This is a genomic window from Micromonospora sp. DT229 (assembly GCF_049844505.1).
Classification (GTDB): Bacteria; Actinomycetota; Actinomycetes; order Mycobacteriales; family Micromonosporaceae; genus Micromonospora.
On sequence record NZ_JBNCLD010000009.1, the window covers coordinates 86,899 to 107,146 of the forward strand.

Sequence of the window (20,248 nt, forward strand, 5' to 3'; positions counted from 1 at the left end):
ACGCGGAGGGTGGGGTCAGTCCTCGGCGGGGAGGTCGGCGGTCAGGGCGCTGAGGAGGACCTCGCGGTCGGTGACGGTGGCTATCTGGTCGGCGAGCACGTAGACGGCGCCGGTGGGTACCAGGTCGGTGGAGACCTTGAGGTAGCCGGTGCGCAGCAGGCGGGCGGCCAGGTCGGCGGGGACGTCCGGTTCCTCGGTGCTGGCGGCCTCGATCAACTCGTCCAGGCTGCCGCCGGGGTCGGCGGTCGGCGCCTGCACCGTCACCGCATGGGGGTCACCCCGCTGCACGAGATCCACCGTTCCCACGTCCCGCCCGGCGACATCCACCACCCGCATCCCGGTGGTCACCCGCGAAACGATCCCCTGCTGATCGATCCCCTGCCTCTCCATCCCCCACCCCTTCCCGCCCCCCAACCCCCCTAAACCCACCCCACCAACCCCCTCCAGGCCGAGTTGATCAAGAGGTTTGCGTCGCGGATGCGGCAAATCCAGACGCAAACTTCTTGATCAACACGTGCAGGGAGCGCGGGGTGGGGAGCGCGGAGCAGGGGGTGGGAGGGAGGAGGGGGGGTGGTGTTAGGGGGATGGGGGGCGGGGGGAGAGTTCGCGCCAGGGGTCGGCGGGGTGGAGCAGGGCGCGGACGGTTTCCTCGGCGTCGTCGAGGGTGTCGTGCTCGTAGAAGCGGGAGACGCCCTCGGCGCCGCCGGCTCGTTGTTCGACATACCACCGGTCGGCGTCCGTTCGGAGGAAGACGTCCCGCCGGGCCAGCCGCCCCCATTTCCCGTTCCACCAGTGCTTTCGCTGCTCCATGGCCACGGACTCTATCGAACATGTGTTCGATTCAGGATGGCGCCTGGTGGCATTCCCCGTACGGGTGACCTGCGGGTGTCGGGTTCAGCGCCCGCTGGGCGGTTCCTCCCGCGAGCCGAGTACGTCGTCCAGGGCGCTGCGCTGCTGAGCCGGGGTGGTCCGGCCGGACGCCACCAGAGCGTCGCGGATCTCGGTGAGCAGCTTGACCTCCTCGCTCGGCGCGGAAGGCGGCGGCTCCTCGCCCCGCTTGCGGCGCTCGGCGAGCTTGTTCATCGGGAAGACGACCAGGAAGTACAGCGCCGCCGCGGTGAGCAGGAAGGTGATCAGGGCGTTGACGAAGGCGACCCAGTCGAACGGGATGCCCTGGATCGTCGGTGCGCTGCCCTCCAGCCCCTTGTCGCTGCGGGTGATCAGGACCACGAAGAGCCGGATCAGCGGCTCCAGGAACGACTTGGTGAGCTGGGTGACCACACCCGTGAACGCGGCACCGATGACGACACCGACCGCCAGGTCGACGACGTTGCCGCGCATGATGAAGTCTTTGAAACCCTTGAGCATTCGTACTCCTGAGGTGTCCCGGGTTCGTCAAGGACAACCTATGCCCCGGGATCGGGCTCCAGAAATGCGCCGGCCTCCCGGGCGGCGAGATCCGGGTCACCAGCCCGGATCGCGGCCACCAGGCGGGCGTGGTCGACGTGCCGGTCCGGGGTCAGGGCCCCGCCCATCGCCTGGGTGACGGTGCTGCGCATGGCGGCGCCGATGGAGGCGTACAACTCGGCGAGCATGTCGTTGTGCGCCGCCGCGACCACCGCGGTGTGCAGCGCCGCGTCGGCCTCGACGAACTCGGCGACCCGGCCGCCGCGCCAGGCCGCCTCGCGGGCGGCCAGCGCCTCGTCGAGGGCGGCCAGGTCCTCAGGCGTACGCCGACGAGCGGCCAGCCGGGCGGCCTCCACCTCGAAGGCACGCCGTACCTCGATCACCTCGGTCATCCGGTCGTCGGTGAGCCGTCGGGCCACCACGGGTGCCAGTTCGTCCGTGGAGATGACGTACGTGCCGGAGCCCTGCCGGCATTCCAGGACCCCGGCGTGGGCCAGGGCCCGGACGGCCTCCCGTACGGTGTTGCGCCCCACGCCGAGGGCCTCGACCAGTTGCGGCTCGGTCGGGATCCGGCTGCCTACCGGCCACTCGCCGGCCAGGATGCGCTGCCGCAACTGCGTGATCGTCTCCTGGATCCGCCGTCCCCGGGGCGGCACCGGGGCGGAATCGACTGCCGGTGGCACTGGTCACCACCTCTCGCCGGAATTCATCCCATGATTGTAGGTTCGAAGTCATGCCTCCGTCACCCGTCCCCGCTGCGGCCACCACCACCGCCGACGGGTCGACCACCCCGGACAAGACCACCGCCGACGGGTCGACCACCCAGGGCATGACCACCACGCCGCGCCTCCACGGTGGCCTGCTGGTGCTGGTCGGGATGCTGCTCGTGGCGCTCAATCTGCGGGCCGCCGTCACCAGCCTCGGTGCCCTGCTCGACGAGGTACGCGTCGGCCTGGCCCTGTCCGGCACCCTGGCCGGCTTCGTCACCACCCTGCCCACCATCGCCTTCGCCGCGCTGGGGGCGGCCACCCCCTGGCTGGTCCGCCGACTGTCCGCAGCCCGCCTGCTGGTCCTGGGGATGCTGGCCCTCGCCGTCGGTCAGGTGTGGCGGGTGGTCACCGACTCCGCGGTGGTGTTCCTGCTCACCAGCGCGCTCGCGCTGGCCGGCATCGCGGTGGCGAACATCCTGATGCCGATGCTGGTGAAGCAGTACTTCCCGCACCGCACCGGGCTGGTCACCGGGGCGTACACGATGGCGTTGGTCACTGGCACGACGGTGGCCGCCGCCGCGGCGGTGCCGGTGGCGCACGCCTTCGGCTCCTGGCGGGCAGGGCTGGGGGTCTGGGCGGGGATGGCGGCGGTCGCCGTACTCCCGTGGTTGCCGGCGGCGCTGCGTAGCCAGGGCGCGGCGCGGCGGGCGACCCGGGGTACCACCGGCGCCCGACTGATCGTCCGCCCCGGCCGTACCCGGCTCGGCTGGGCGATGGCGGTCTACTTCGGCACCCAGTCGCTCAGTGGGTACGCGATCATGGGCTGGCTGGCCCAACTCTTCCGGGACTCGGGTTTCCGGGCCCAGGACGCCGGACTGCTGCTCGCCGGGGTGACCGCCCTCGGGGTGCCGATCGCGATGTTGATGCCGACCCTGGCCGGCCGGATGAGCAACCTGCGTCCGCTGGTGTTCGCCCTGACGGCCGCCTCGACGGCGGCCTATCTGGGCCTGGCGTTCGCGCCCCGGGACGCGGCCTTGCTCTGGGTGCTGCTGTTGGCCTGCGGTCAGGGGGCGTTTCCGCTGATCCTGACCACCATCGGGCTGCGGGCCCGTACCGCCGACGGCACGGTCGCCCTGTCGGCCTTCGCGCAGAGCACGGGATATGTGATCGCCGCGTTGGGACCGCTACTGGTCGGCATCCTCTACGAGGCCACCGGAGGCTGGACGGCGCCGCTCGGTCTGCTGCTGCTGGCTCTGGCGGTGCAGACGGGTGCGGGAATGGTCATCGCTCGTCCCGGATACATCGAGGACGAGCGATGATGGGTCGGAGTCAGGAGGAGGCCGGTGTGGCCTCGCCCGCCACCGCCTGGTCGACCGTGGGGTAGGTGTGCAGCACCTCTACCAGGCCGCTGACCTCAAGGATGCGCAGCACCCCACGCTGCGGTGCGGCCAGCCGGACCACTCCGCCGGCCTCGTCGCAGCTGTTCTTGGCACGAACGAACACCGACAGACCGGTGGAGTCGCAGAACGAGACCTCCGACAGGTCGAAGACCAGCCGGCTGCGCCCCTTGTCGAGCAGGTCGGTGATCTGGTCCTGCAACTGCGGCGCGGTGGCCATGTCCAGTTCGCCCGCGACCGCCACAACGACCATGTCACCGCGCTGTTCCGTGTGCACCGTCAAGGACATTCGCCAGACCTCCTGTTTATCGGTGGAACGGTATCCCACCGGAGCCCCGGTACGCAGAACGGGCACGAGATCGAGTGCCCCGCCGGCCTTCACTTGCTGTGGGGCAAGTAGTTTTCGGGTCGGCGGTGATAGAGTCCGGCCGGTCCGGATCGAGGGGGTTATGTCATGGCGTTGAGCACTGACGAAAGCGGCCGGCTGGCTGGCCTGCTAACCAGCCATGTCGATCAGGTCACGCAACGGTGGACCGAGGTCGTCGCGGCGCAACTGCGTGGCCGCCTCAGCCAGACCGAACTGCGTCAGCAGGTGCAGGAAATGCACCGCGCCCTGGTAGAGGCGCTGGGTAAGGGCGCTGCCGACCTGGCCGCCGAGGAGGCCACCGAGCTGCGCGCGGTCCTCGTCGAGCTGTCCCGGGGACAGGCCCGCCAGGGCTTCTCCGCCGCCGAGACCGCTACCGGTGTGTTCGCTCTCAAGGACGCCCTGTTGAGCGCGATGGAGGCCGACGAGAGCGCCGGGACCCTGCGCGACTACGTCGCCTTCGGCACCCTGGTCGACCAGATGGGCCTGTTCACCTTCGAAAGCTTCGTACGAACCCGGGAAAGTCTGATCGCCGACCAGGCCGAGCAGTTGCTGGAGCTGTCCACTCCGGTGGTCAAGCTCTGGGAAGGCGTGGTGGCGGTGCCGCTGGTCGGCACCCTCGACTCGGCACGCGCCCAGGTGGTCATGGAGCGACTGCTACAGACCCTGGTGGACACCGGCTCGCCGTACGCGATCATCGACATCACCGGGGTGCCGGCGGTGGACACCCAGGTCGCGCAGCACATCCTGAAGACCGTGGTGGCCGCCCGGCTGATGGGCGCCGACTGCATCATCTCCGGCATCCGACCCCAGATCGCCCAGACCATCGTCGCGCTGGGCATCGAGTTCGGTGACATCGCCACCAAGGCCAGTCTGGCCGACGCGCTGCGCCATGTGCTGCGGCTCACCGGCGTCGAGACCGGTCGCCGCCAGCCGCGTCGGGAGGCGTGATGGACCGGGTGCCGATCCTCAAGATCGGCGACATCCTGCTGGTCTCCATCCAGGTAGACATGTCCGACCAGACGGCCATCGCCCTCCAGGAGGACCTGGCCGAGCGGATCGTCGCCACCGGCTGCCACGGGGTGATCATCGACATCACCGCGCTGGACATCGTGGACTCCTTCGTCGGACGGATGCTGTCCACCATCGCCTCGATCTCCCGGGTGCTCGACGCGGAGACGGTGGTCGTCGGGATGCGTCCGGCGGTCGCCATCACCCTGGTCGAGTTGGGACTGTCCCTCAACGGCATCCGTACTGCGCTGAACGTCGAGCGGGGCATGGAACTCATCGCGGCCAACCGCGACGACCAGTACGACGAGCACGACGAGGGTCTGGACACCGAGCTGACGGCGTCGCCGTGACCAGCGGCGTCGACCTGAGCCGGCCGCAGGCGCAGACGGTCGGCAGCGACGAGGACGTGGTACGCGTCCGGCAACTGGTGCGTACGGTGGCGGTGGCCGTCAAGCTCTCCCTGGTCGACCAGACCAAGGTGGTCACCGCGGCCAGCGAACTCGCCCGCAACACCCTGGTCTACGGCGGCGGTGGCACGGTCGAGGTGGCCGTTGTGGACAACGGCCGCCGTCCCGGCATCAGCATCGTCTTCGCCGACTCCGGGCCGGGCATCGTCGACCTGGACCTCGCCCTGACCGACGGGTACACCACCGGTGGCGGTCTGGGCCTGGGCCTCAGCGGAGCCCGGCGGTTGGTGGACGAGTTCGACATCCAGACCGCCCCCGGCCAGGGCACCAGGATCACCATCACCAAGTGGTCCCGGTGACGGCCGAACCGGTCTCCGACCGGGGCACCTGGTTCCGGGTGGAGACCGGCAGCACCGGCAGCGCGGTGCGACGGGCCGCCGAACGCCTGGGCGGGCAGTTGGGGCTGCCCAACAGCCGGATCGCCGACCTGGCCATCGTCGCGGCGGAGTTGACCAGCAATCTGATCAAGCACGCCGAGGACGGGGTGTTGCTGGTCCGGCCGGTACGCCGCGAACTGGACGCCGGGGTGGAACTGATCGCGGTCGACTCCGGGCCCGGCATGGCCGATCTCACCGACTCCGCCCGCGACGGTCATTCGACCACCGGCACCCTCGGCATCGGTCTGGGGGCGATCGTCCGGCAGTCCAGCTGGTTCGACGCGTACTCGCGGCCGGGCCGAGGAACGGTCATCGTCGTGCAGGTGTTCGCCGACCCGGTGACCGAACGGCCCTGGGCCGGCGGCCTCACCCGGCCGCTGACCGGGGAGACGGTCAGCGGAGACGGATACGCCTGGCGGATCGTCGGCGAACGCCGTCAGCTGCTGGTCACCGACGGCCTGGGGCACGGGCCGTTGGCCGCCGCCGCCACCGACGCCGCCCTTGCCGCCTTCCGGGCCGCCCCGGCATCCGCCCCGGCCGAGGTGGTCGGCCATCTGCATCAGGCCCTGTCGCACACCCGTGGCGCGGCGCTGGCCGTGGCCGAGCCGGACCCGGCGACCGGGTTGCTGCGCTACGCCGGACTGGGCAACATCAGCGGGGTGGTGGCCACCGGGGACGGTCGGCAGCGGGGACTGGTCTCCCTGCCCGGTATCGCCGGACATCAACGCCCGACAATCCGCCAGTACGAGTATCCGTTCGACCCCGGCAGCCTGCTGGTCATGCACAGCGACGGGGTGGTCGACCGCTGGCGGCTCGCCGACCACCCCGGACTGGCCGGGCGGTCACCGTTGGTGGTGGCCGCCACCCTGTTGCGCGAGGCCGGCCTCCGGCGCGACGACGCCGGGGTGTTGGTGGCGAGGTCCTGGTGATGGGTGACGAACCGCTGTTGCAGATGACCCTGCGGGTGGAGCAGGACATCTTCGTGGTTCGCCAGCGCGGCCGGGAGGTCGCCACCGCGGTCGGCCTGGAGCACCAGGACCAGGTCCGGATCGCCACCGCCCTGAGCGAGGTGGCCCGGGATCTGCTACGCAGTGTCGGCGGCGCCGATGTGGTGTTCGCCATCGCCGACACCCCGGATGGGCGACACCACCTGCGGGTCGACCTCATTCCGGTCGGTCCACTGCCACAGGGGCGGTACGAGCCGCAGTCGGGTGCGGTGGCGCGCCTGGTGGACACGTTGACCGTGATGGCTCCGGCGGGGGATACGGTCGTGAGAATGTCACGACGTATCCCGGTGACCGCGCAAGCGCTCACGCCACCGCGTCTCGAGCGCCTGCGTACCCAACTCGGGCAGAGTGCACCGGGCACTGCGGAGGAGGAACTCGCCGCCCAGAACTCGCAGCTGATCGCCGCCCTGGACGAGGTACGCACCCAACGCGACGAACTGGCGCGGCTCAACGAGGAACTGGAGCAGACCAACCGGGGCGTACTGGCGCTCTATCATCAGCTCACGGACGAGCTGGAGGAGACCAACCGGGGTGTGGTGGCCCTGTATGCCGAGTTGGACGAGAAGTCCGTGCAGCTGCGCTCGGCCAGCGAGTCGAAGAGCCGGTTCCTGGCCAATGTCAGCCACGAGTTGCGGGCCCCGGTGACCGCGATCATCGGGCTGGCCCGGTTGCTCACCGATTCCGCCTCCGACCCCCTGACCGTGGAGCAGGAACGCCAGGTCGGCCTGATCCGATCCTCGGCCTCGGATCTGCTCTCGCTGGTCAACGAGTTGCTGGATCTGGCCAAGGCGGAGTCGGGTCGACTGGAGCCGAACTGGACCGAGGTGGATCTGCGGGCCCTCTTCGGCCAGCTACGTGGCACCCTACGGGCCCTGCACGCCGCCTCCGAGGTGGAGTTGGTGGTGGAGGAACCACCCGCCCCCGCCACCATCCGCACCGATGAGATGCTGCTCGCCCAGGTGCTGCGCAACCTGCTGCACAACGGTCTGAAGTTCACCACCCGGGGTGAGGTGCGGCTGCGCGCCGCGCGTTCCGGCGACAACTGGAAACTCGTCGTCTCCGACACCGGCGCAGGCATCCCCGCAGAGTTGCAGGACCGGGTGTTCGAGGAGTTCTACCAGGTGCCGGGCCCCTCCCGAGCCGGCGGCACCGGCCTGGGTCTGCCGTACGCCCGACGGTTGGCCACCCTGCTGGGCGGCACCCTCGAACTGTCCAGTGAGGTGGGCCGGGGCAGCACCCTGACGGTCGCACTGCCGGCGAACGGGATGTGACATGGACTCCCCGCCGACCGTACTGGTGGTCGACGACAGCCGGACCAAGCGCTACCTGTTGGTGAACTGGCTGACCCGGGCCGGGTTCACCGTTATCGAGGCCCAGAACGGCAGCGAGGCCCTGCGCCAGGTCGAGGTGGATCCGATCGACCTGGTAGTCCTCGACGTTCGGCTGCCGGACCTCAGCGGGTTCGAGGTCTGCGAACGGATCAAGTCGGTCCGCCCCGCCCTGCCGGTGATTCACGTGTCGGCGCACGCCATCGACACCGCCGACCGCGCCCAGGGCCTCACCCGGGGGGCGGACGCGTATCTGGCGGAGCCGATCGACCCGGAGGAACTCGTCGCCACCGCCCACGCGGTGCTGCGCTACTACCAGGCCCGGCAGCGCGCCGAACTGCTCGCGGAACGACTCACCGGGCTGGCGGACACCACGGTGGCGGTACATGCCGCACCGAACTTCGCCCGGCTGCTGGAGCAGGCGGCGGCCGGCACCGCGGAGATCTTCAAGAGCCCCGCTGCGGTGATCGCCGAGACCTTCGACGGTGACTGCATCGCCGGGGTCTGCGCCGGCCCGGGTGCCCCCAGCCGCATCGTGCCGTGGACCGTCGACGACAGCGACACACCGGTCGGCGCCACCGTCCGGGTGCAGGACCCGGGCGACTGGGCCCTGGTGGACTGGCCGGCGGGGGACTCGGTGACGGTGGCCGCCGGTCGGCTGCGCGATGACCGGGCCCCGCTCTACGTCGTGGTGCCGACCGCCACCCAGACCGCCCGTACCCCGGTGCTTCGTCAACTGGCCCAGGCGGTGGCCTCCGCTGTCGAGGCCCAGCGCTCCTTCGACGAGGAGCACCGCATCGCGGTGACCCTGCAACGCAGTCTGCTCCCGCAACGCATCCCGACGATCGCCGGGCTGGATCTGGCCGTCCGCTACGAGCCTGCCAGCGCCCGTACCGAGGTGGGTGGCGACTTCTACGAGCTGGTGATGCTCGATGGTCACCTGCTGATGGCGATCGGCGACGTGGCGGGCCACTCGCTGCACGCCGCGACCGTGATGGCCGAGCTGCGGCACGCACTGCGGGCGTACGCGGTGGAGGGGCACCAGCCGGGTGAGATCCTGCACCGGGTCAACGAGCTGATGCGTACGCTGCTGCCCACCGAACTGGCCACCATCTGTGTACTGCTGCTCGACCCGGCCACCGGGCAGGTCAGGCTGGCCAGCGCGGGCCACCTGCCGCCGTTGATCAGCATGGACGGCAAGACCGAGTACGTGCACCACTCCGCACCGTTGCTCGGGGTACGGGCACCGCGCCCCGCCGACCTGGAGTTCGTGCTGCCGCGCGGGGCGACGATCGTCTTCTACACCGACGGCCTCATCGAACGGCGCGACGTCACCATCGACGAGGGCCTGACCGCATTGGCGGCCTGTGCTGTGCGGGTGGACGCCGACCTTGACCGATTCTGTCAGCGCCTGCTTGACGAACTGGCCCCCGACGAGATCCAGGACGACGTCGCCGTGGTGGCACTCCGTCGGCATTGAGTGACCAGGGCAGGCTCAAGTGGCAGGAAGGGTCAGGGGCGGGTAGCGTCGCTTACGGTGTCCGAAAAACACCACGTCGAGGTTGGCATGTTCCGCTCTGTCCTCCCCGGCGCCGGATTGACGGTGGCAACCTCTCCGGCCCACAAGACGCCCTTCGCCAGGGCAGGGACCGAGTCATCACATGAACGAACTGCTGCGATTGGATCACCACGATGTGCGGCCGGGCATCCGGCACGTGACCCTGACCGGCGAGGCCGACCTTTCCACCATCGAGCAACTTCAGCATGACCTCGGACGGCTGTCGGCACCCCGGTGGGTCAGGCACCTGAAGCTCGATCTGAAGATGTTGCGGTTCCTCGACTGCGCCGCGTTCGCCGTCCTGTTGAGGATCAGAGAGACGGCCCTGATGCGCGGGCAGCGGGTGACCGTCACCGCCGCCCGAGGCGGCCCGGCGCGGGTCATCACGCTCAGCGGCAGCGGGCACCTGTTCAGCCACTCCGACGTTGTCCAGATCAGCCTTTCCCACCGACCCGCCGGCCGTGACCTCGTCGCGCTCGCGTGAACCGCCGACAGGCCGAGCTTCAGCCGGGGTTGGCCCGCAGGTAGGTAAGCGCGGCCAGTACCCGCCGGTTGGTGTCGTCGTCCGGCGGCAGGCCGAGCTTGGCCAGGATGTTGCCGATGTGCTTGCCGACGGCGGCCTCGGTGACGTGCAGCCGGGCGGCGATTGCCGCGTTGGACCGGCCCTCGGCGACCAGCACCAGCACCTCCCGCTCCCGTGCGGTCAGGGCGGCCAGGGGGTCGCGGGGGCGGTTCAGCAGCCGCCGGACCACGTCCGGATCGACCACCGTGCCGCCCGCTAAGACGGTCCGCAGGTTGTCGACGAACTCGGTGACCTCGGCCACCCGGTCCTTGAGCAGGTAGCCGACCCGGCGGCCCTCGGCGCTGTCCAGCAGGGCGGCGGCGTACTCCGGCTGCACATGCTGACTGAGCACCACCACGGCCAGGTCGGGCTGCTCGGCGCGGAGCTCGACGGCCGCGCGCAGCCCATCGTCGCGGTGCCCCGGAGGCATCCGGATGTCGGTGACCACCAGGTCGGGCCGGTGCGTGCGGACCGCCTCCCGCAGCGCCGGGGCGGTGCCGACGGCATCGAGCACCTCGAAGCCGAACCGGGCGAGCAGCGCGGTCAACCCTTCCCGCAGCAGCACCTCGTCCTCGGCGAGCACGACCCGGATCACCCCGACCACGGTAGTTCCACCCGCAGCACCGTCGGGCCGCCGGTCGGGCTCGACAGCAGGAGTCGCCCGTCGGCGGCGGCTACCCGGTCGGCCAGCCCGGTCAGGCCGGTGCCGTGGGCCGGATCCGCGCCACCCCGCCCGTCGTCGGTGACCTCGACGACCAGATCGCCTGCGGTGTCGGTGAGCCGGACCTGAGCGCGGGTCGCCTCGGCGTGCCGGGCGACATTGCCGAGCGCCTCCGACACCACGAAGTACGCCGTCGTCTCCGCCGCCTCCGGCAGGGGTCCCGGCAGGTCGGCGTGCACCTCGACCGGTACGGGCGAATCCTCGGCGAGTTCCCGCACCGCACCGGCCAGCCCGAGATCGGTGAGGCTCTGCGGGCGGATGCCCCGGACGATCTGCCGCAACAGCACCATCAGGCTCTTGGCCTGCTCATGCGCGATGTCCAGGGGCCGGGCTGCCGGCGAATCATCGGGTACGTCCAGCCGGGCCAGGCCGATCTGAAGGCCGAGGTTGGTAAGCCGAGGCTGGGCGGCGTCGTGCAGGTCGCGCTCGATGCGCCGACGTTCCGCCTCGTACGCGTCGACCAGGCGCGCCCGGGAGCGGGTCACCTCGTGCAGCGCCGCGCCGTCCGGGTCACGCCGCAACAGCCACCGGGCGGCGGCACCCTGGCCTGCGGCGAGCGCACCGGCCGCGTACCACAGCACCGGCAGCAGCAGCACGCCGACGATCGCGTACGGTGCGGCCTGCGCGGGTGTCTCCGCGGTGTTCCAGAGCACCACCACCGTGTCGCCCGGCCTGACCATGAACGGGCTGACGATCAGCAGGACGTCCAGCGTCACGAGGCCAGCGAACAGCCAGTACGCCACGGGCACGGCACCGCCGAGGAAGAACAGGTAACCGGCCTCCCGCCAGGCCGCGCTGGTGGTGTACCGGGCGGTGAGACCAGGCCACGGCACTCGCGGCAGCGGACGGTCGTCGATCAGGCCGAGCCGGTAGCGTTCGAACGCCGACACCGGGACGCTGAGCAGCGGTGCCAGCGCCAGTATGGTCAACGCGCCGATGGCCAGGGCCACGCCGAGCGCCAGCGACACCTGCCGCCCGTCGCGTACCGCATTCATAGCGGCAACCAGCGGCGCCAACACCACGAGCAGCCCGAGCGAGAGTACGCCGGCCAGCGGCACGCTGGTCAGCAGATAGGCCAGGGCCCGCCACGGCCAGCCGGTCAGCGGATATCGGCGATGGCGCAGGGCCTGGGCGAGGTGGGTCGCCGGTACCGGTGTCATGCCGACGACGCTAGTGATGCGGCCGGGCCAGCCCCAGCCGACTGGATCCACTTCTTGGGTATACCTGGCCCCACCCCGGCTCCGGTCCCCAGTGGTATGGCGCGCCCGGCCGGTGAGGGCTGGACTGGCGGCATGTTCTCGCACCGATTCGGTTCCTGTGCCCTGCTGCTGGCCGGGCCGCTGTTCGCCGTGGGTAACGCGGTGACCGCCCTGGCCTGGCGGCAGCCGCCCTTCGACTGGCGTACCCACAACATCAGTGACCTGGGGCATGTCACCTGCGGCCTCTGGGACCCCAGCCGACCGCGGCAGGTCTGCTCGCCGTGGCATCCGCTGATGAACGGCACCTTCATCCTCACCGGTCTGCTGATCGCCGTCGGCCTGCTGCTCACCTGGTCGGCGCTCGGTGGCGGGCTGGCCGTACGGGCGGCTCAGCTCGCCGCCCTGGCGGCTGCCGGCGGGTACGTCCTGGTCGGGGTCTATCCGTCGGATGTCGACGAGAACCTGCACGTTCTCGGCGCGGCCCTGGTGTTCGGGGCGGGCAACCTGGCACCGCTGCTGGCCGCGCGGCCGCGTCGCGCCGCGGTGCCGGGGTCGGTGTGCCGACTCGGCCTGGTGCTGGGCCTGATCGGGCTGGCGGGGACGGTGCTCTTCCTGGCCCAGGTGGATCTCGGGTTCGGGGTCGGTGGGATGGAGCGGGTGGCCGTGTACCCCTTCCTGATCTGGCTGGTCGTGCTCGGCGGCTGGTGGCTGTCGGGGCGGCGGGGGCCCTCAGTTCGGGCTGAAGAGGCCGGCGGACCAGGCGATGGCCAGCCCGACCAGCCCTGAGCAGCAGCAGACCAGCAGGGCGGCGGTGGCCAGGCCGAGACTCAACCAGACCGGCCCGCGCCGCGCAGGGGTCGGCTCGGTGTCACTCATCCGGGTGAGTCTATGCACCGGTACGCGGGGGTCTGTCTCCCTCAGCGAGCCTGTGCCGACCCGTCCGGGCCCTGGGATCGGGCCCGGACGGGCGGTCAGGTCAGGCGCGGCCGAAACGGTCCAGGATCCAGGCGTTGATGAACGCCTCCTCCCGCCAGGCGTCGTAGCGCCCACTGGGGCCGCCGTGACCGGCCTCCATCTCGGTCTTGAGCAGGTAGTCGCCCCGGGGGGCGACGGTGCGTAGCCGGGCGATCCACTTCGCCGGCTCGTGGTAGAACACCCGGGTGTCGTTGAGGCTGGTCATCGCGAGGATCGCCGGATAGTCCAGGGGCGCCACGTTCTCGTACGGGGTGTACGACTTCATGTAGGCGTACACCTCCGGGTCGGCCAGCGGGTTGCCCCACTCCTCCCACTCGGTGACGGTCAATGGCAGCGAGGGGTCGAGGATCGTGTTGAGGGCGTCCACGAAGGGCACCTGCGCGACGATGCCGGCGAAGGCGTCCGGGGCCAGGTTGGCGACCGCGCCCATCAGCAGCCCCCCGGCGGAGCCGCCGCGCGCTACCAGCCGGTCCGGTGCGGTCCAGCCGGCCTTCGCCAGGTGCCGGGCGCAGGCTACGAAGTCGGTGAAGGTGTTCTTCTTGGCCAGCATCTTGCCGTGGTCGTACCAGCGTCGGCCCAGTTCACCGCCGCCCCGGATGTGGGCCACCGCGAAGATCACCCCACGGTCCAGCAGGGACAGCCGGGCTACCGAGAACCAGGGGTCCATGCTGGCCTCGTACGACCCGTAGCCGTAGATGACGCAGGGGGCCGAGCCGTCGCGGGGGGTGCCCCGACGGTAGACCAGCGAGATCGGCACCCGGGTACCGTCGTCGGCCAGGGCCCACTCCCGCTGCTGCTCGTAGTCCTCCGGCTGGTAGGGCCGCCCGTCCGGGCCGGGCAGCACCGGACGGCGCCGCAACAGGGTCAACTCCTGGGTGGCCAGGTCGTAGTCGTACACCGAGTCGGGGATGAGCAACGAGGTGTAGCGCAGCCGGAGGCGGTTCGTGCGGTACTCGGGGTTGCCGTCCAGAGCCACGGTGTGCAGCGGTTCCGGGAACTCGATGTCGTGGGCCTCGCCGCCGTCGAGCGGCACCACCCGCAGGCCGGTCAGGCCGTTGCTGCGCAGCGTGACGACCAGGTGGTCGGCGAAGGCGTCGACCGATTCCAGTCGGGTGCCGGGGGAGTGCTCGATCATGGGCACCCAGTCGCCCGGGGCGTCCGCCGAGGTGTACGCCAGGGCGAAGTCCTCGGCGCCGTCGTTGTGCAGGATCAGGAACCGGTGCCCGTGGTGTTCCACGGAGTACTCGACGCCCTGCCGACGGGGTGCGATCACCGCAGGTTCGCCGGTCGGGTTGTCGGCCGGGATGACCCGTACCTCGCTAGTGATCTTGCTGGCGATGTCGATCAGGATGAACCGCTCCGAGCGGGTCAACTCGACCCCCACCCAGAAGCGTTCGTCCTCCTCGGCGTGCACCACCACGTCGTCGTCGGCGGCGGTGCCCATCAGGTGGCGCCAGACCCGGTGCGGCCGCCAGGCCTCGTCCACGGTCACGTAGAACAGCACCGAGGCGTCGGTCGACCAGGCCGTGCCGTAGAAGGTGCCCGGGATCTCGTCGGGCAGCAGTTCCCCGGTGGTGAGGTCCTTGATCCGCAGGGTGAACCGCTCGTCGCCGGAGAAGTCCGTGGAGTAGGCCAGGAAGCGCCCGTCGGGGCTGACGTCGAAGGCACCCAGGGCGAAGAAGTCGTGCCCCTCGGCCAGCAGGTTGCCGTCGAGCAGGATCTCCTCACCCTCCAGCGGGGCGCCGTCGGCGCTGATCGGGGGGGTGGTCTCGCCGTCGCGGACGGCCCGCCGACAGTGCACGCCGTACTGCCGGCCCTCCACGGTGCGGGTGTAGTACCAGTACCCGCCCTTGCGGGTCGGTACCGACAGGTCGGTCTCCTGGGTACGCCGACGGATCTCCTCGAAGAGTTCGGTACGAAGCCCGGACAGGTGGGCGGTGCGCTGCTCGGTCCAGGTGTTCTCGGCCTCGAGGTAGGCGATGGTGTCCGGGTCGTCCTTCGCGGCCAGCCAGGCGTACTCGTCGACGACGGTGTCGCCGTGGTGGACTCGCTCGGTGGGAACCCGCTTTGCCACGGGTGCGGGGGTCTCGGTGGTCACGGCGTCACGTTACCGGCCCTGCTCGGCTCCCGTACGCAGCAAAGACCTTCCGAATCGTTCGAACAGATGTACGATCACGGCATGGTGCCAGCACGTTCGACCGGTAGTTCCGGTGCCCTGGACATCGCCCGCCGCCTGACCGAGATCTGCGGTCCCCGCTTCGCCCGGTTCGCCGGCCCGGCCGACGAGGTGGCCGGGCGCCCGGCCCGCTGGGTGGCCGTGCCCGGCAGTGCCGACGCGGCCGCCCGGGTGCTCCAACTTGCCGCACGACACGACCTGGCCGTGGTCCCCCGGGGCGCGGGGACCAAGATCGACTGGGGTGCCCCGCCCGAGCGGTTGGACATCATGCTGGACACCGGGCGACTGGCCGGCATCGGGCACCGGCCGCCCGACCAGCGCACCGCCGAGGTCGGTGCCGGCACCCCCCTGCGCGCGGTCCAGGCCACCCTGGAACGCACCGGTCAACGTCTGGCGGTGGACGCCCCCTCGCCCGGTGCCACCGTGGGTGGGGTGCTCGCCGCCGACGAGGCAGGCCCGCTGCGACACCGGCACGGCACCGCCTGCGACCAACTCGTCAGCCTGCGTTACCTGGCCGCCGACGGGCAGTTGACCGAGGTCGACGGCGGGGCCGCCGGGCTGACCCAGGCCCGGCTGCTGTGCGGATCGGAGGGGGCGCTGGGCGTCCTGGTCAGCGCAACCCTGCGGGTTCAGGCCATGCCGGCCAGCCGGGTCTGGGTGACCCGACCGGTGTGGACACCACTGGAGGTGCACGACCTGATCCGGGCGGTGCTCGCCGCCCGCCTGGAACCGGCCGCGATCGAGCTCGACCTGCCGGCCGGGGGCAAGGACCGGCCACAGTGGGACCCTCGGACCGCCGCGATGGCCCGCCATCCCTCCATGACCGGTCGGTCCCCGGCCAGCCCGGGAGGAGCCGGGTCGTTGGTGGTGCTGCTGGAAGGCGGCCCCTCCGACGTGGCGGAGCGGAGCGAGCGACTGGTCTCCCTGCTAGGTGCCCGCACGACCGTGGCCCGGTCGGCTCCCGCCTGGTGGCGCAGCTATCCCTTCGCCCCGGGCGACACCGCCCTGCGGCTGGAAGTGCCCATCACCGATCTGCACGCGGCGGTGTACGCGCTGCGTGACGCGGCCGGGTCGCCGATCCCGGTCCGTGGCTCGGCCGGTCTGGGGGTGGTGCACGCCGCCCTGCCCGGGGTGCTGCCACCCGACCGGGTGGCAGCCATCCTGGCCGCCGTCCGCAGTGTGCTCCTCGCCCGCCAGGGCCGCTGCGTGGTGCTCTCCGCACCACCGGCCGTCCGGCGAGCCGTCGACCTCTGGGGCGAGTTGGTCGGCCTGGCCCGGCTCCGCGCGGTCAAGCAGCACCTGGATCCGGCGCACCGGCTGGCCCCCGGCCGCCTGCCCGGTGGCCTCTGAGCTGGGCCCGGGGTGGGGACCGAATCAGCCGGCGTCGTTGCGCAGGACGAGGATGGCGATGTCGTCGCGGGGCTCCTCCACGGAGAAGTTGATCGCGGTGGCGCGCAGCCGGGCCGCCACCACGTCGGCGGGGTAGCCGGCCAGGGGGGTGGCGGCGTCGCGCAGCCGGCCGATGCCGAACAGCTCCCGGCCGCGACGGCGCTCGGTCACCCCGTCGGTGTAGAAGACCAGGCAGTCACCGGGGCCCAGGGTGATCTCCGAGGATGGTGAGCTGATCGTGTCGAGCAGGCCCAGCGCGGTGCCACCGCTGCCGACGAAGGTGGCCGGGCCGCCACCGGAACGCAGCAGCAACGGCCGATCGTGCCCGGCCAGGTGCAGCCCGACGTCCAGCCGGCCGTCCGCACCGGGCGCGACCACGGCCAGCGCCAGGGTGCAGTACCGGCCGGCACCTCGCTCCACCAAGGTCTCGTTGAGCCGAGGCAGCAACTCCGGCAGCGGCTTCCCGTCACCGGCCAGCACCCGGATCACGTTCCGGACCAGCCCGGTCACCGTCGCGGCCTGCACCCCCTTGCCGGAGACGTCGCCGATCACCACCAGCCAGCACCCGTCCGGCAGCGGCACCACGTCGTAGAAATCCCCGCCGACGTCGGCGTCCCCGCCGGTCGGGACGTACTCGGCGGCGAAGCCGATGCCGTCCACCACCGGCAGCACCGGCGGCAGCAGGGACTGTTGCAGAGCCTGGGCTATCCGCCGCCGTTCGGCGTGGATGCGGGCGTTCTCGATGGCCAGAGCCGCCCGCCGGGCCACATCCTCCAGCACCGCGATCTCGTCCGGGTCGTGTCGGTGCCGCTGGTGTCGCCCCACGGCCAGGGTGCCGAGGCGCTGACCCCGGGCGATCAGGGGTACGGCGAAGCCCTCCATCGGCACACCCAAGGGGGTCTGGGTGCCGTTGCGGCTGGCCTCGCGCAGCCGGGCCTGGACGGAGTCCGGACCGGTCTGCCGCAGGATCGCGTGCAACTGCGGCAACATCGCCTCATCGGCGTGGGTGGCGGCGGCCAGGCGCAGCCGACCCCACTCGTCGGTGGTGTGCACCGCGCACCACTGGCCGAGTCGGGGCACCACCAACTGCGGGACGAGGGCCATGGTCAGCTCCACGTCCAGGGACTGGGCGAGCAACTCGCTGGCCTCGGCGAGGAAGGTGAGCCAGGCCTGTCGGCGTACGTCGGCGCGGCGCAGCCGGTCGTTCTCCAGGTGCAGCGAGAGCCGCTCGGCGGTCAACACCGCCAGCGGGCGGGCGTACGCGGTGGGCGCGGCATCAAGTTCCAGTTCCCCGGCGTACGGGCGGTGCACCGCCAACGGCACCCGGAGCAGGTCGTGACCGGTCCTTGGCGGCCGGCCGTAGCGGGCCAGCACCTGGAGTCCCTGCCCGTCCCCGCGATCCAGCCGCACCACCCCTCCGGCGGCACCGACCATCTCCGCCACCCGGGTCAGCAGGTTCGTGGCGAAGTCGGGCAGCGGATCCTCGGCGTAGGGATCCGGCAGGGTCTGCATCAGCAGACTCATCGCCCCGGCACTGGGGGCGGTGGTCGCTTCGGTACCGACCGGGTCGCCGGCCGTCGTCGTGGCGTCGTCCTCCGGATTGTGCCGGTCCAGCCGGAACCACACCCCCTTGCCGCTGGGCAGGTAGGTGGTGCCCCAGCGGCTGGCGAAGTGATCGACCAGCAGTAGTCCCCGGCCGCGTTCGGCCACTTCGTTGATCTCCGTTGCCGCGTTGCGTACCCCGACCGTGAGGTCGTCCACCGGGCCGGCGGCGAAGTCGGACACCGTCACGGTCAGCCCGGTAGCGTCGGCGCTCACCTCGACGTCCAGTTCGGTACGGGCGTGCTCGACGGCGTTCGTGGACAGCTCCGTGGTCAGCAGCAGTGCCTCGTTGAGCAGTTCGTCCAGGTTCGCCCCGGCGAGCACGGAGCGTACGACGGCACGCGCGGCTGCCGGCGTACGACGATCAGCCGGCAGCCGGACACGTCGCACATGCTCGTCTGGGCCTCCGGTCGCCGCGGGCCCCGCCTCCGCTGCCACCCTCGTATCCTCCACCGACACCCGTCCAGTACCAAACCGATCGGGGGTTCGCGTCCGCAACCGGGCGCGACGCGTCGTGGCGGTTTCGCGCTCACGGGGACAATGATGGGGTGGCCGGCGCAGGCCGGTTGACCCCGAGGTGAGCGAGGAACGATGACCACGGCGAAACAGTCGGCGACCGCGGAGATGAGCGTCGCCGACCACGAGGCGGTCCTCACCGAGCTGGCTGAGGCGCTGCGCCGGGTGCGCGGCGGTGACCTCAAGGTCCGGCTTCCCCGGCGCTCCGGCGCGGCCGGGGAGGTGGCGGACGCCTTCAACGACGTGGTGTCGCTCCAGGAGCGGCAGCATCTGGATCTACGGCGGATCAGCCGGATCGTCGGTCGTGACGGCCGGCTGACCGAGCGGCTGGACGAGGAGGGGTTGGACGGTTCGTGGGCGGAGGGCCAGCGGGCGGTCAACTCGTTGATCGACGACCTGGGTCGGCCCACCACGGAGATCGCTCGGGTCATCGTCGCGGTAGCCGACGGTGACCTCTCGCAGCACATGGCGCTGGAGATCGACGGCCGCCCACTGCGTGGTGAGTACCTGCGCATCGGCCGCACGGTCAACACCATGGTCGATCAGCTTTCCTCCTTCTCCAACGAGGTGACCCGGGTGGCCCGCGAGGTGGGCACCGAGGGCAAGCTGGGCGGCCAGGCCGACGTGCGCGGGGTCGCCGGCACCTGGAAGGACCTCACCGACTCGGTGAACACCATGGCCTCGAACCTCACCGGGCAGGTGCGGTCGATCTCCCAGGTGGCCACGGCGTTCGCCAAGGGGGACCTGAGCCAGAAGATCACCGTTAGCGCCCGGGGTGAGGTCGCCGAGCTGGCCGACACCATGAACTCGCTGACCGACACCCTGCGTCTCTTCGCCGAGCAGGTGACCCGGGTGGCCCGGGAGGTGGGCACCGAGGGCAAGCTGGGTGGTCAGGCCGAGGTGCCCAACGTGGCCGGCACCTGGAAGGACCTGACCGACAGCGTCAACTCGATGGCGTCCAACCTGACCGCTCAGGTGCGCAACATCGCCCAGGTGTCCACGGCGGTGGCCCGGGGCGACCTGTCGCAGAAGATCACCGTGGCGGCGCAGGGGGAGATCCTCGAACTCAAGGACACCGTCAACACGATGGTGGATCAGTTGTCGTCGTTCGCCGACGAGGTGACCCGGGTCGCCCGGGAGGTGGGCACCGAGGGCAAACTGGGCGGTCAGGCCCAGGTACGCGGGGTCTCCGGCACCTGGCGGGACCTGACCGAGAACGTCAACCAGCTGGCCGGCAACCTGACCAGCCAGGTGCGCAACATCTCCCAGGTGTCCACCGCGGTTGCCAAGGGTGACCTGTCGCAGAAGATCACGGTGGACGCCCGTGGCGAGATCCTGGAGCTCAAGGACACCGTCAACACGATGGTGGATCAGTTGTCGTCGTTCGCCGATGAGGTGACCCGGGTGGCCCGGGAGGTGGGCACCGAGGGCAAGTTGGGTGGTCAGGCCCAGGTGAAGGGGGTCTCCGGCACCTGGCGGGAC

At 71.0% G+C, this 20,248-nt stretch carries 21 protein-coding genes; 11 read left to right on the forward strand and 10 right to left on the reverse strand.

Features of this window, described 5'->3' with window-relative positions; all coding sequences use genetic code 11:
• Positions 1-15 precede the first annotated feature (15 nt).
• The 4 genes from ACLQ2T_RS16540 to ACLQ2T_RS16555 form a co-directional block, all read right to left on the reverse strand.
• Positions 16-390 (reverse strand): hypothetical protein, encoded by a 375-nt coding sequence (locus ACLQ2T_RS16540; protein WP_425767086.1) that lies wholly within the window; start codon positions 388-390, stop codon positions 16-18.
• A 186-nt stretch (positions 391-576) separates the two neighbouring features.
• Positions 577-810 (reverse strand): hypothetical protein, encoded by a 234-nt coding sequence (locus ACLQ2T_RS16545; RefSeq protein WP_425767088.1) that lies wholly within the window; start codon positions 808-810, stop codon positions 577-579.
• An 84-nt stretch (positions 811-894) separates the two neighbouring features.
• Positions 895-1,368, reverse strand: coding sequence for a large conductance mechanosensitive channel protein MscL (mscL, locus tag ACLQ2T_RS16550; RefSeq protein WP_425767090.1), 474 nt, complete (start codon positions 1,366-1,368; stop codon positions 895-897).
• A gap of 38 nt (positions 1,369-1,406) precedes the next feature.
• On the reverse strand, positions 1,407-2,090 hold the full coding sequence (locus ACLQ2T_RS16555; protein ID WP_425767092.1) for a FadR/GntR family transcriptional regulator: 684 nt from the start codon (positions 2,088-2,090) through the stop codon (positions 1,407-1,409).
• A gap of 146 nt (positions 2,091-2,236) precedes the next feature.
• Here ACLQ2T_RS16555 and ACLQ2T_RS16560 point away from each other — a divergent pair, with 146 nt between their 5' ends.
• Positions 2,237-3,436, forward strand: coding sequence for an MFS transporter (locus tag ACLQ2T_RS16560; protein WP_425767340.1), 1,200 nt, complete (start codon positions 2,237-2,239; stop codon positions 3,434-3,436).
• 10 nt (positions 3,437-3,446) lie between these two features.
• Here the strand turns inward: ACLQ2T_RS16560 and ACLQ2T_RS16565 are convergent, their stop codons facing one another.
• Complete coding sequence (locus ACLQ2T_RS16565) at positions 3,447-3,803, reverse strand: STAS domain-containing protein (RefSeq protein ID WP_425767094.1); 357 nt, start codon at positions 3,801-3,803, stop codon at positions 3,447-3,449.
• Positions 3,804-3,968: 165 nt separating this feature from the next.
• On the opposite strand from ACLQ2T_RS16565, the gene ACLQ2T_RS16570 reads away from it, so the two are divergent.
• From ACLQ2T_RS16570 to ACLQ2T_RS16600, 7 genes are all read left to right on the forward strand, one after another.
• Positions 3,969-4,829 (forward strand): STAS domain-containing protein, encoded by an 861-nt coding sequence (locus tag ACLQ2T_RS16570; RefSeq protein ID WP_425767095.1) that lies wholly within the window; start codon positions 3,969-3,971, stop codon positions 4,827-4,829.
• Positions 4,829-5,239 carry an STAS domain-containing protein gene (locus tag ACLQ2T_RS16575; RefSeq protein WP_425767097.1) on the forward strand — a complete coding sequence of 137 codons (411 nt, stop codon included), beginning with the start codon at positions 4,829-4,831 and terminating at the stop codon, positions 5,237-5,239. The genes ACLQ2T_RS16570 and ACLQ2T_RS16575 overlap by 1 nt, the downstream gene beginning before the upstream one ends.
• Positions 5,236-5,655: an ATP-binding protein gene (locus tag ACLQ2T_RS16580; protein ID WP_425767099.1), complete on the forward strand. Its 420-nt coding sequence runs from the start codon at positions 5,236-5,238 to the stop codon at positions 5,653-5,655. The genes ACLQ2T_RS16575 and ACLQ2T_RS16580 overlap by 4 nt, the downstream gene beginning before the upstream one ends.
• Complete coding sequence (locus ACLQ2T_RS16585; protein ID WP_425767101.1) at positions 5,643-6,662, forward strand: SpoIIE family protein phosphatase; 1,020 nt, start codon at positions 5,643-5,645, stop codon at positions 6,660-6,662. The genes ACLQ2T_RS16580 and ACLQ2T_RS16585 overlap by 13 nt, the downstream gene beginning before the upstream one ends.
• Positions 6,662-8,011 carry a sensor histidine kinase gene (locus ACLQ2T_RS16590; protein WP_425767103.1) on the forward strand — a complete coding sequence of 450 codons (1,350 nt, stop codon included), beginning with the start codon at positions 6,662-6,664 and terminating at the stop codon, positions 8,009-8,011. The genes ACLQ2T_RS16585 and ACLQ2T_RS16590 overlap by 1 nt, the downstream gene beginning before the upstream one ends.
• A 1-nt stretch (position 8,012) precedes the next feature.
• The gene (locus tag ACLQ2T_RS16595; RefSeq protein ID WP_425767104.1) at positions 8,013-9,548 is read left to right on the forward strand and encodes a SpoIIE family protein phosphatase; all 1,536 of its coding nucleotides are present in this window, start codon (positions 8,013-8,015) and stop codon (positions 9,546-9,548) included.
• Between the two features lie 181 nt (positions 9,549-9,729).
• The gene (locus tag ACLQ2T_RS16600; protein WP_425767106.1) at positions 9,730-10,110 is read left to right on the forward strand and encodes an STAS domain-containing protein; all 381 of its coding nucleotides are present in this window, start codon (positions 9,730-9,732) and stop codon (positions 10,108-10,110) included.
• 19 nt (positions 10,111-10,129) lie between these two features.
• On the opposite strand, the gene ACLQ2T_RS16605 is transcribed toward ACLQ2T_RS16600, so the two are convergent.
• Positions 10,130-10,783 (reverse strand): response regulator, encoded by a 654-nt coding sequence (locus ACLQ2T_RS16605; protein ID WP_425767107.1) that lies wholly within the window; start codon positions 10,781-10,783, stop codon positions 10,130-10,132.
• On the reverse strand, positions 10,780-12,069 hold the full coding sequence (locus tag ACLQ2T_RS16610; RefSeq protein WP_425767109.1) for a histidine kinase: 1,290 nt from the start codon (positions 12,067-12,069) through the stop codon (positions 10,780-10,782). Before ACLQ2T_RS16610 ends, ACLQ2T_RS16605 begins: the two co-directional genes overlap by 4 nt.
• A 132-nt stretch (positions 12,070-12,201) precedes the next feature.
• On the opposite strand from ACLQ2T_RS16610, the gene ACLQ2T_RS16615 reads away from it, so the two are divergent.
• A complete protein-coding gene (locus tag ACLQ2T_RS16615; RefSeq protein WP_425767110.1) occupies positions 12,202-12,894 on the forward strand; it encodes a DUF998 domain-containing protein in 693 nt (230 codons plus the stop codon).
• Here the strand turns inward: ACLQ2T_RS16615 and ACLQ2T_RS16620 are convergent.
• Both ACLQ2T_RS16620 and ACLQ2T_RS16625 read right to left on the reverse strand, forming a co-directional pair.
• Positions 12,838-12,984 (reverse strand): hypothetical protein, encoded by a 147-nt coding sequence (locus tag ACLQ2T_RS16620; protein ID WP_425767112.1) that lies wholly within the window; start codon positions 12,982-12,984, stop codon positions 12,838-12,840. The genes ACLQ2T_RS16615 and ACLQ2T_RS16620 overlap by 57 nt on opposite strands.
• Before the next feature lie 100 nt (positions 12,985-13,084).
• The gene (locus tag ACLQ2T_RS16625) at positions 13,085-15,181 is read right to left on the reverse strand and encodes a S9 family peptidase (protein ID WP_425767113.1); all 2,097 of its coding nucleotides are present in this window, start codon (positions 15,179-15,181) and stop codon (positions 13,085-13,087) included.
• A gap of 81 nt (positions 15,182-15,262) precedes the next feature.
• On the opposite strand from ACLQ2T_RS16625, the gene ACLQ2T_RS16630 reads away from it, so the two are divergent.
• Entirely contained in the window at positions 15,263-16,609 is a 1,347-nt protein-coding gene (locus ACLQ2T_RS16630; RefSeq protein WP_425767115.1) for an FAD-binding oxidoreductase, read from the forward strand.
• Positions 16,610-16,633: 24 nt separating this feature from the next.
• On the opposite strand, the gene ACLQ2T_RS16635 is transcribed toward ACLQ2T_RS16630, so the two are convergent.
• On the reverse strand, positions 16,634-18,688 hold the full coding sequence (locus ACLQ2T_RS16635) for a SpoIIE family protein phosphatase (RefSeq protein ID WP_425767117.1): 2,055 nt from the start codon (positions 18,686-18,688) through the stop codon (positions 16,634-16,636).
• Positions 18,689-18,841: 153 nt separating this feature from the next.
• On the opposite strand from ACLQ2T_RS16635, the gene ACLQ2T_RS16640 reads away from it, so the two are divergent.
• Positions 18,842-20,248 (forward strand): HAMP domain-containing protein (locus ACLQ2T_RS16640; RefSeq protein ID WP_425767118.1); only part of this gene is annotated, 1,407 nt, incomplete at its 3' end.

Bases quoted from the DNA above. Each gene is read 5' to 3' on its own strand.
- ACLQ2T_RS16595 (WP_425767104.1), top strand. From the start codon at position 8,013: ATGGACTCCCCGCCGACCGTACTGGTGGTCGACGACAGCCGGACCAAG.
- ACLQ2T_RS16620 (WP_425767112.1), bottom strand. From the start codon at position 12,984: ATGAGTGACACCGAGCCGACCCCTGCGCGGCGCGGGCCGGTCTGGTTG.
- ACLQ2T_RS16610 (WP_425767109.1), bottom strand. From the start codon at position 12,069: ATGACACCGGTACCGGCGACCCACCTCGCCCAGGCCCTGCGCCATCGC.
- ACLQ2T_RS16615 (WP_425767110.1), top strand. From the start codon at position 12,202: ATGTTCTCGCACCGATTCGGTTCCTGTGCCCTGCTGCTGGCCGGGCCG.
- ACLQ2T_RS16600 (WP_425767106.1), top strand. From the start codon at position 9,730: ATGAACGAACTGCTGCGATTGGATCACCACGATGTGCGGCCGGGCATC.
- ACLQ2T_RS16590 (WP_425767103.1), top strand. From the start codon at position 6,662: ATGGGTGACGAACCGCTGTTGCAGATGACCCTGCGGGTGGAGCAGGAC.
- ACLQ2T_RS16560 (WP_425767340.1), top strand. From the start codon at position 2,237: ATGACCACCACGCCGCGCCTCCACGGTGGCCTGCTGGTGCTGGTCGGG.
- ACLQ2T_RS16630 (WP_425767115.1), top strand. From the start codon at position 15,263: ATGGTGCCAGCACGTTCGACCGGTAGTTCCGGTGCCCTGGACATCGCC.
- ACLQ2T_RS16575 (WP_425767097.1), top strand. From the start codon at position 4,829: ATGGACCGGGTGCCGATCCTCAAGATCGGCGACATCCTGCTGGTCTCC.
- ACLQ2T_RS16565 (WP_425767094.1), bottom strand. From the start codon at position 3,803: ATGTCCTTGACGGTGCACACGGAACAGCGCGGTGACATGGTCGTTGTG.
- mscL (WP_425767090.1), bottom strand. From the start codon at position 1,368: ATGCTCAAGGGTTTCAAAGACTTCATCATGCGCGGCAACGTCGTCGAC.
- ACLQ2T_RS16570 (WP_425767095.1), top strand. From the start codon at position 3,969: ATGGCGTTGAGCACTGACGAAAGCGGCCGGCTGGCTGGCCTGCTAACC.
- ACLQ2T_RS16545 (WP_425767088.1), bottom strand. From the start codon at position 810: ATGGAGCAGCGAAAGCACTGGTGGAACGGGAAATGGGGGCGGCTGGCC.
- ACLQ2T_RS16540 (WP_425767086.1), bottom strand. From the start codon at position 390: ATGGAGAGGCAGGGGATCGATCAGCAGGGGATCGTTTCGCGGGTGACC.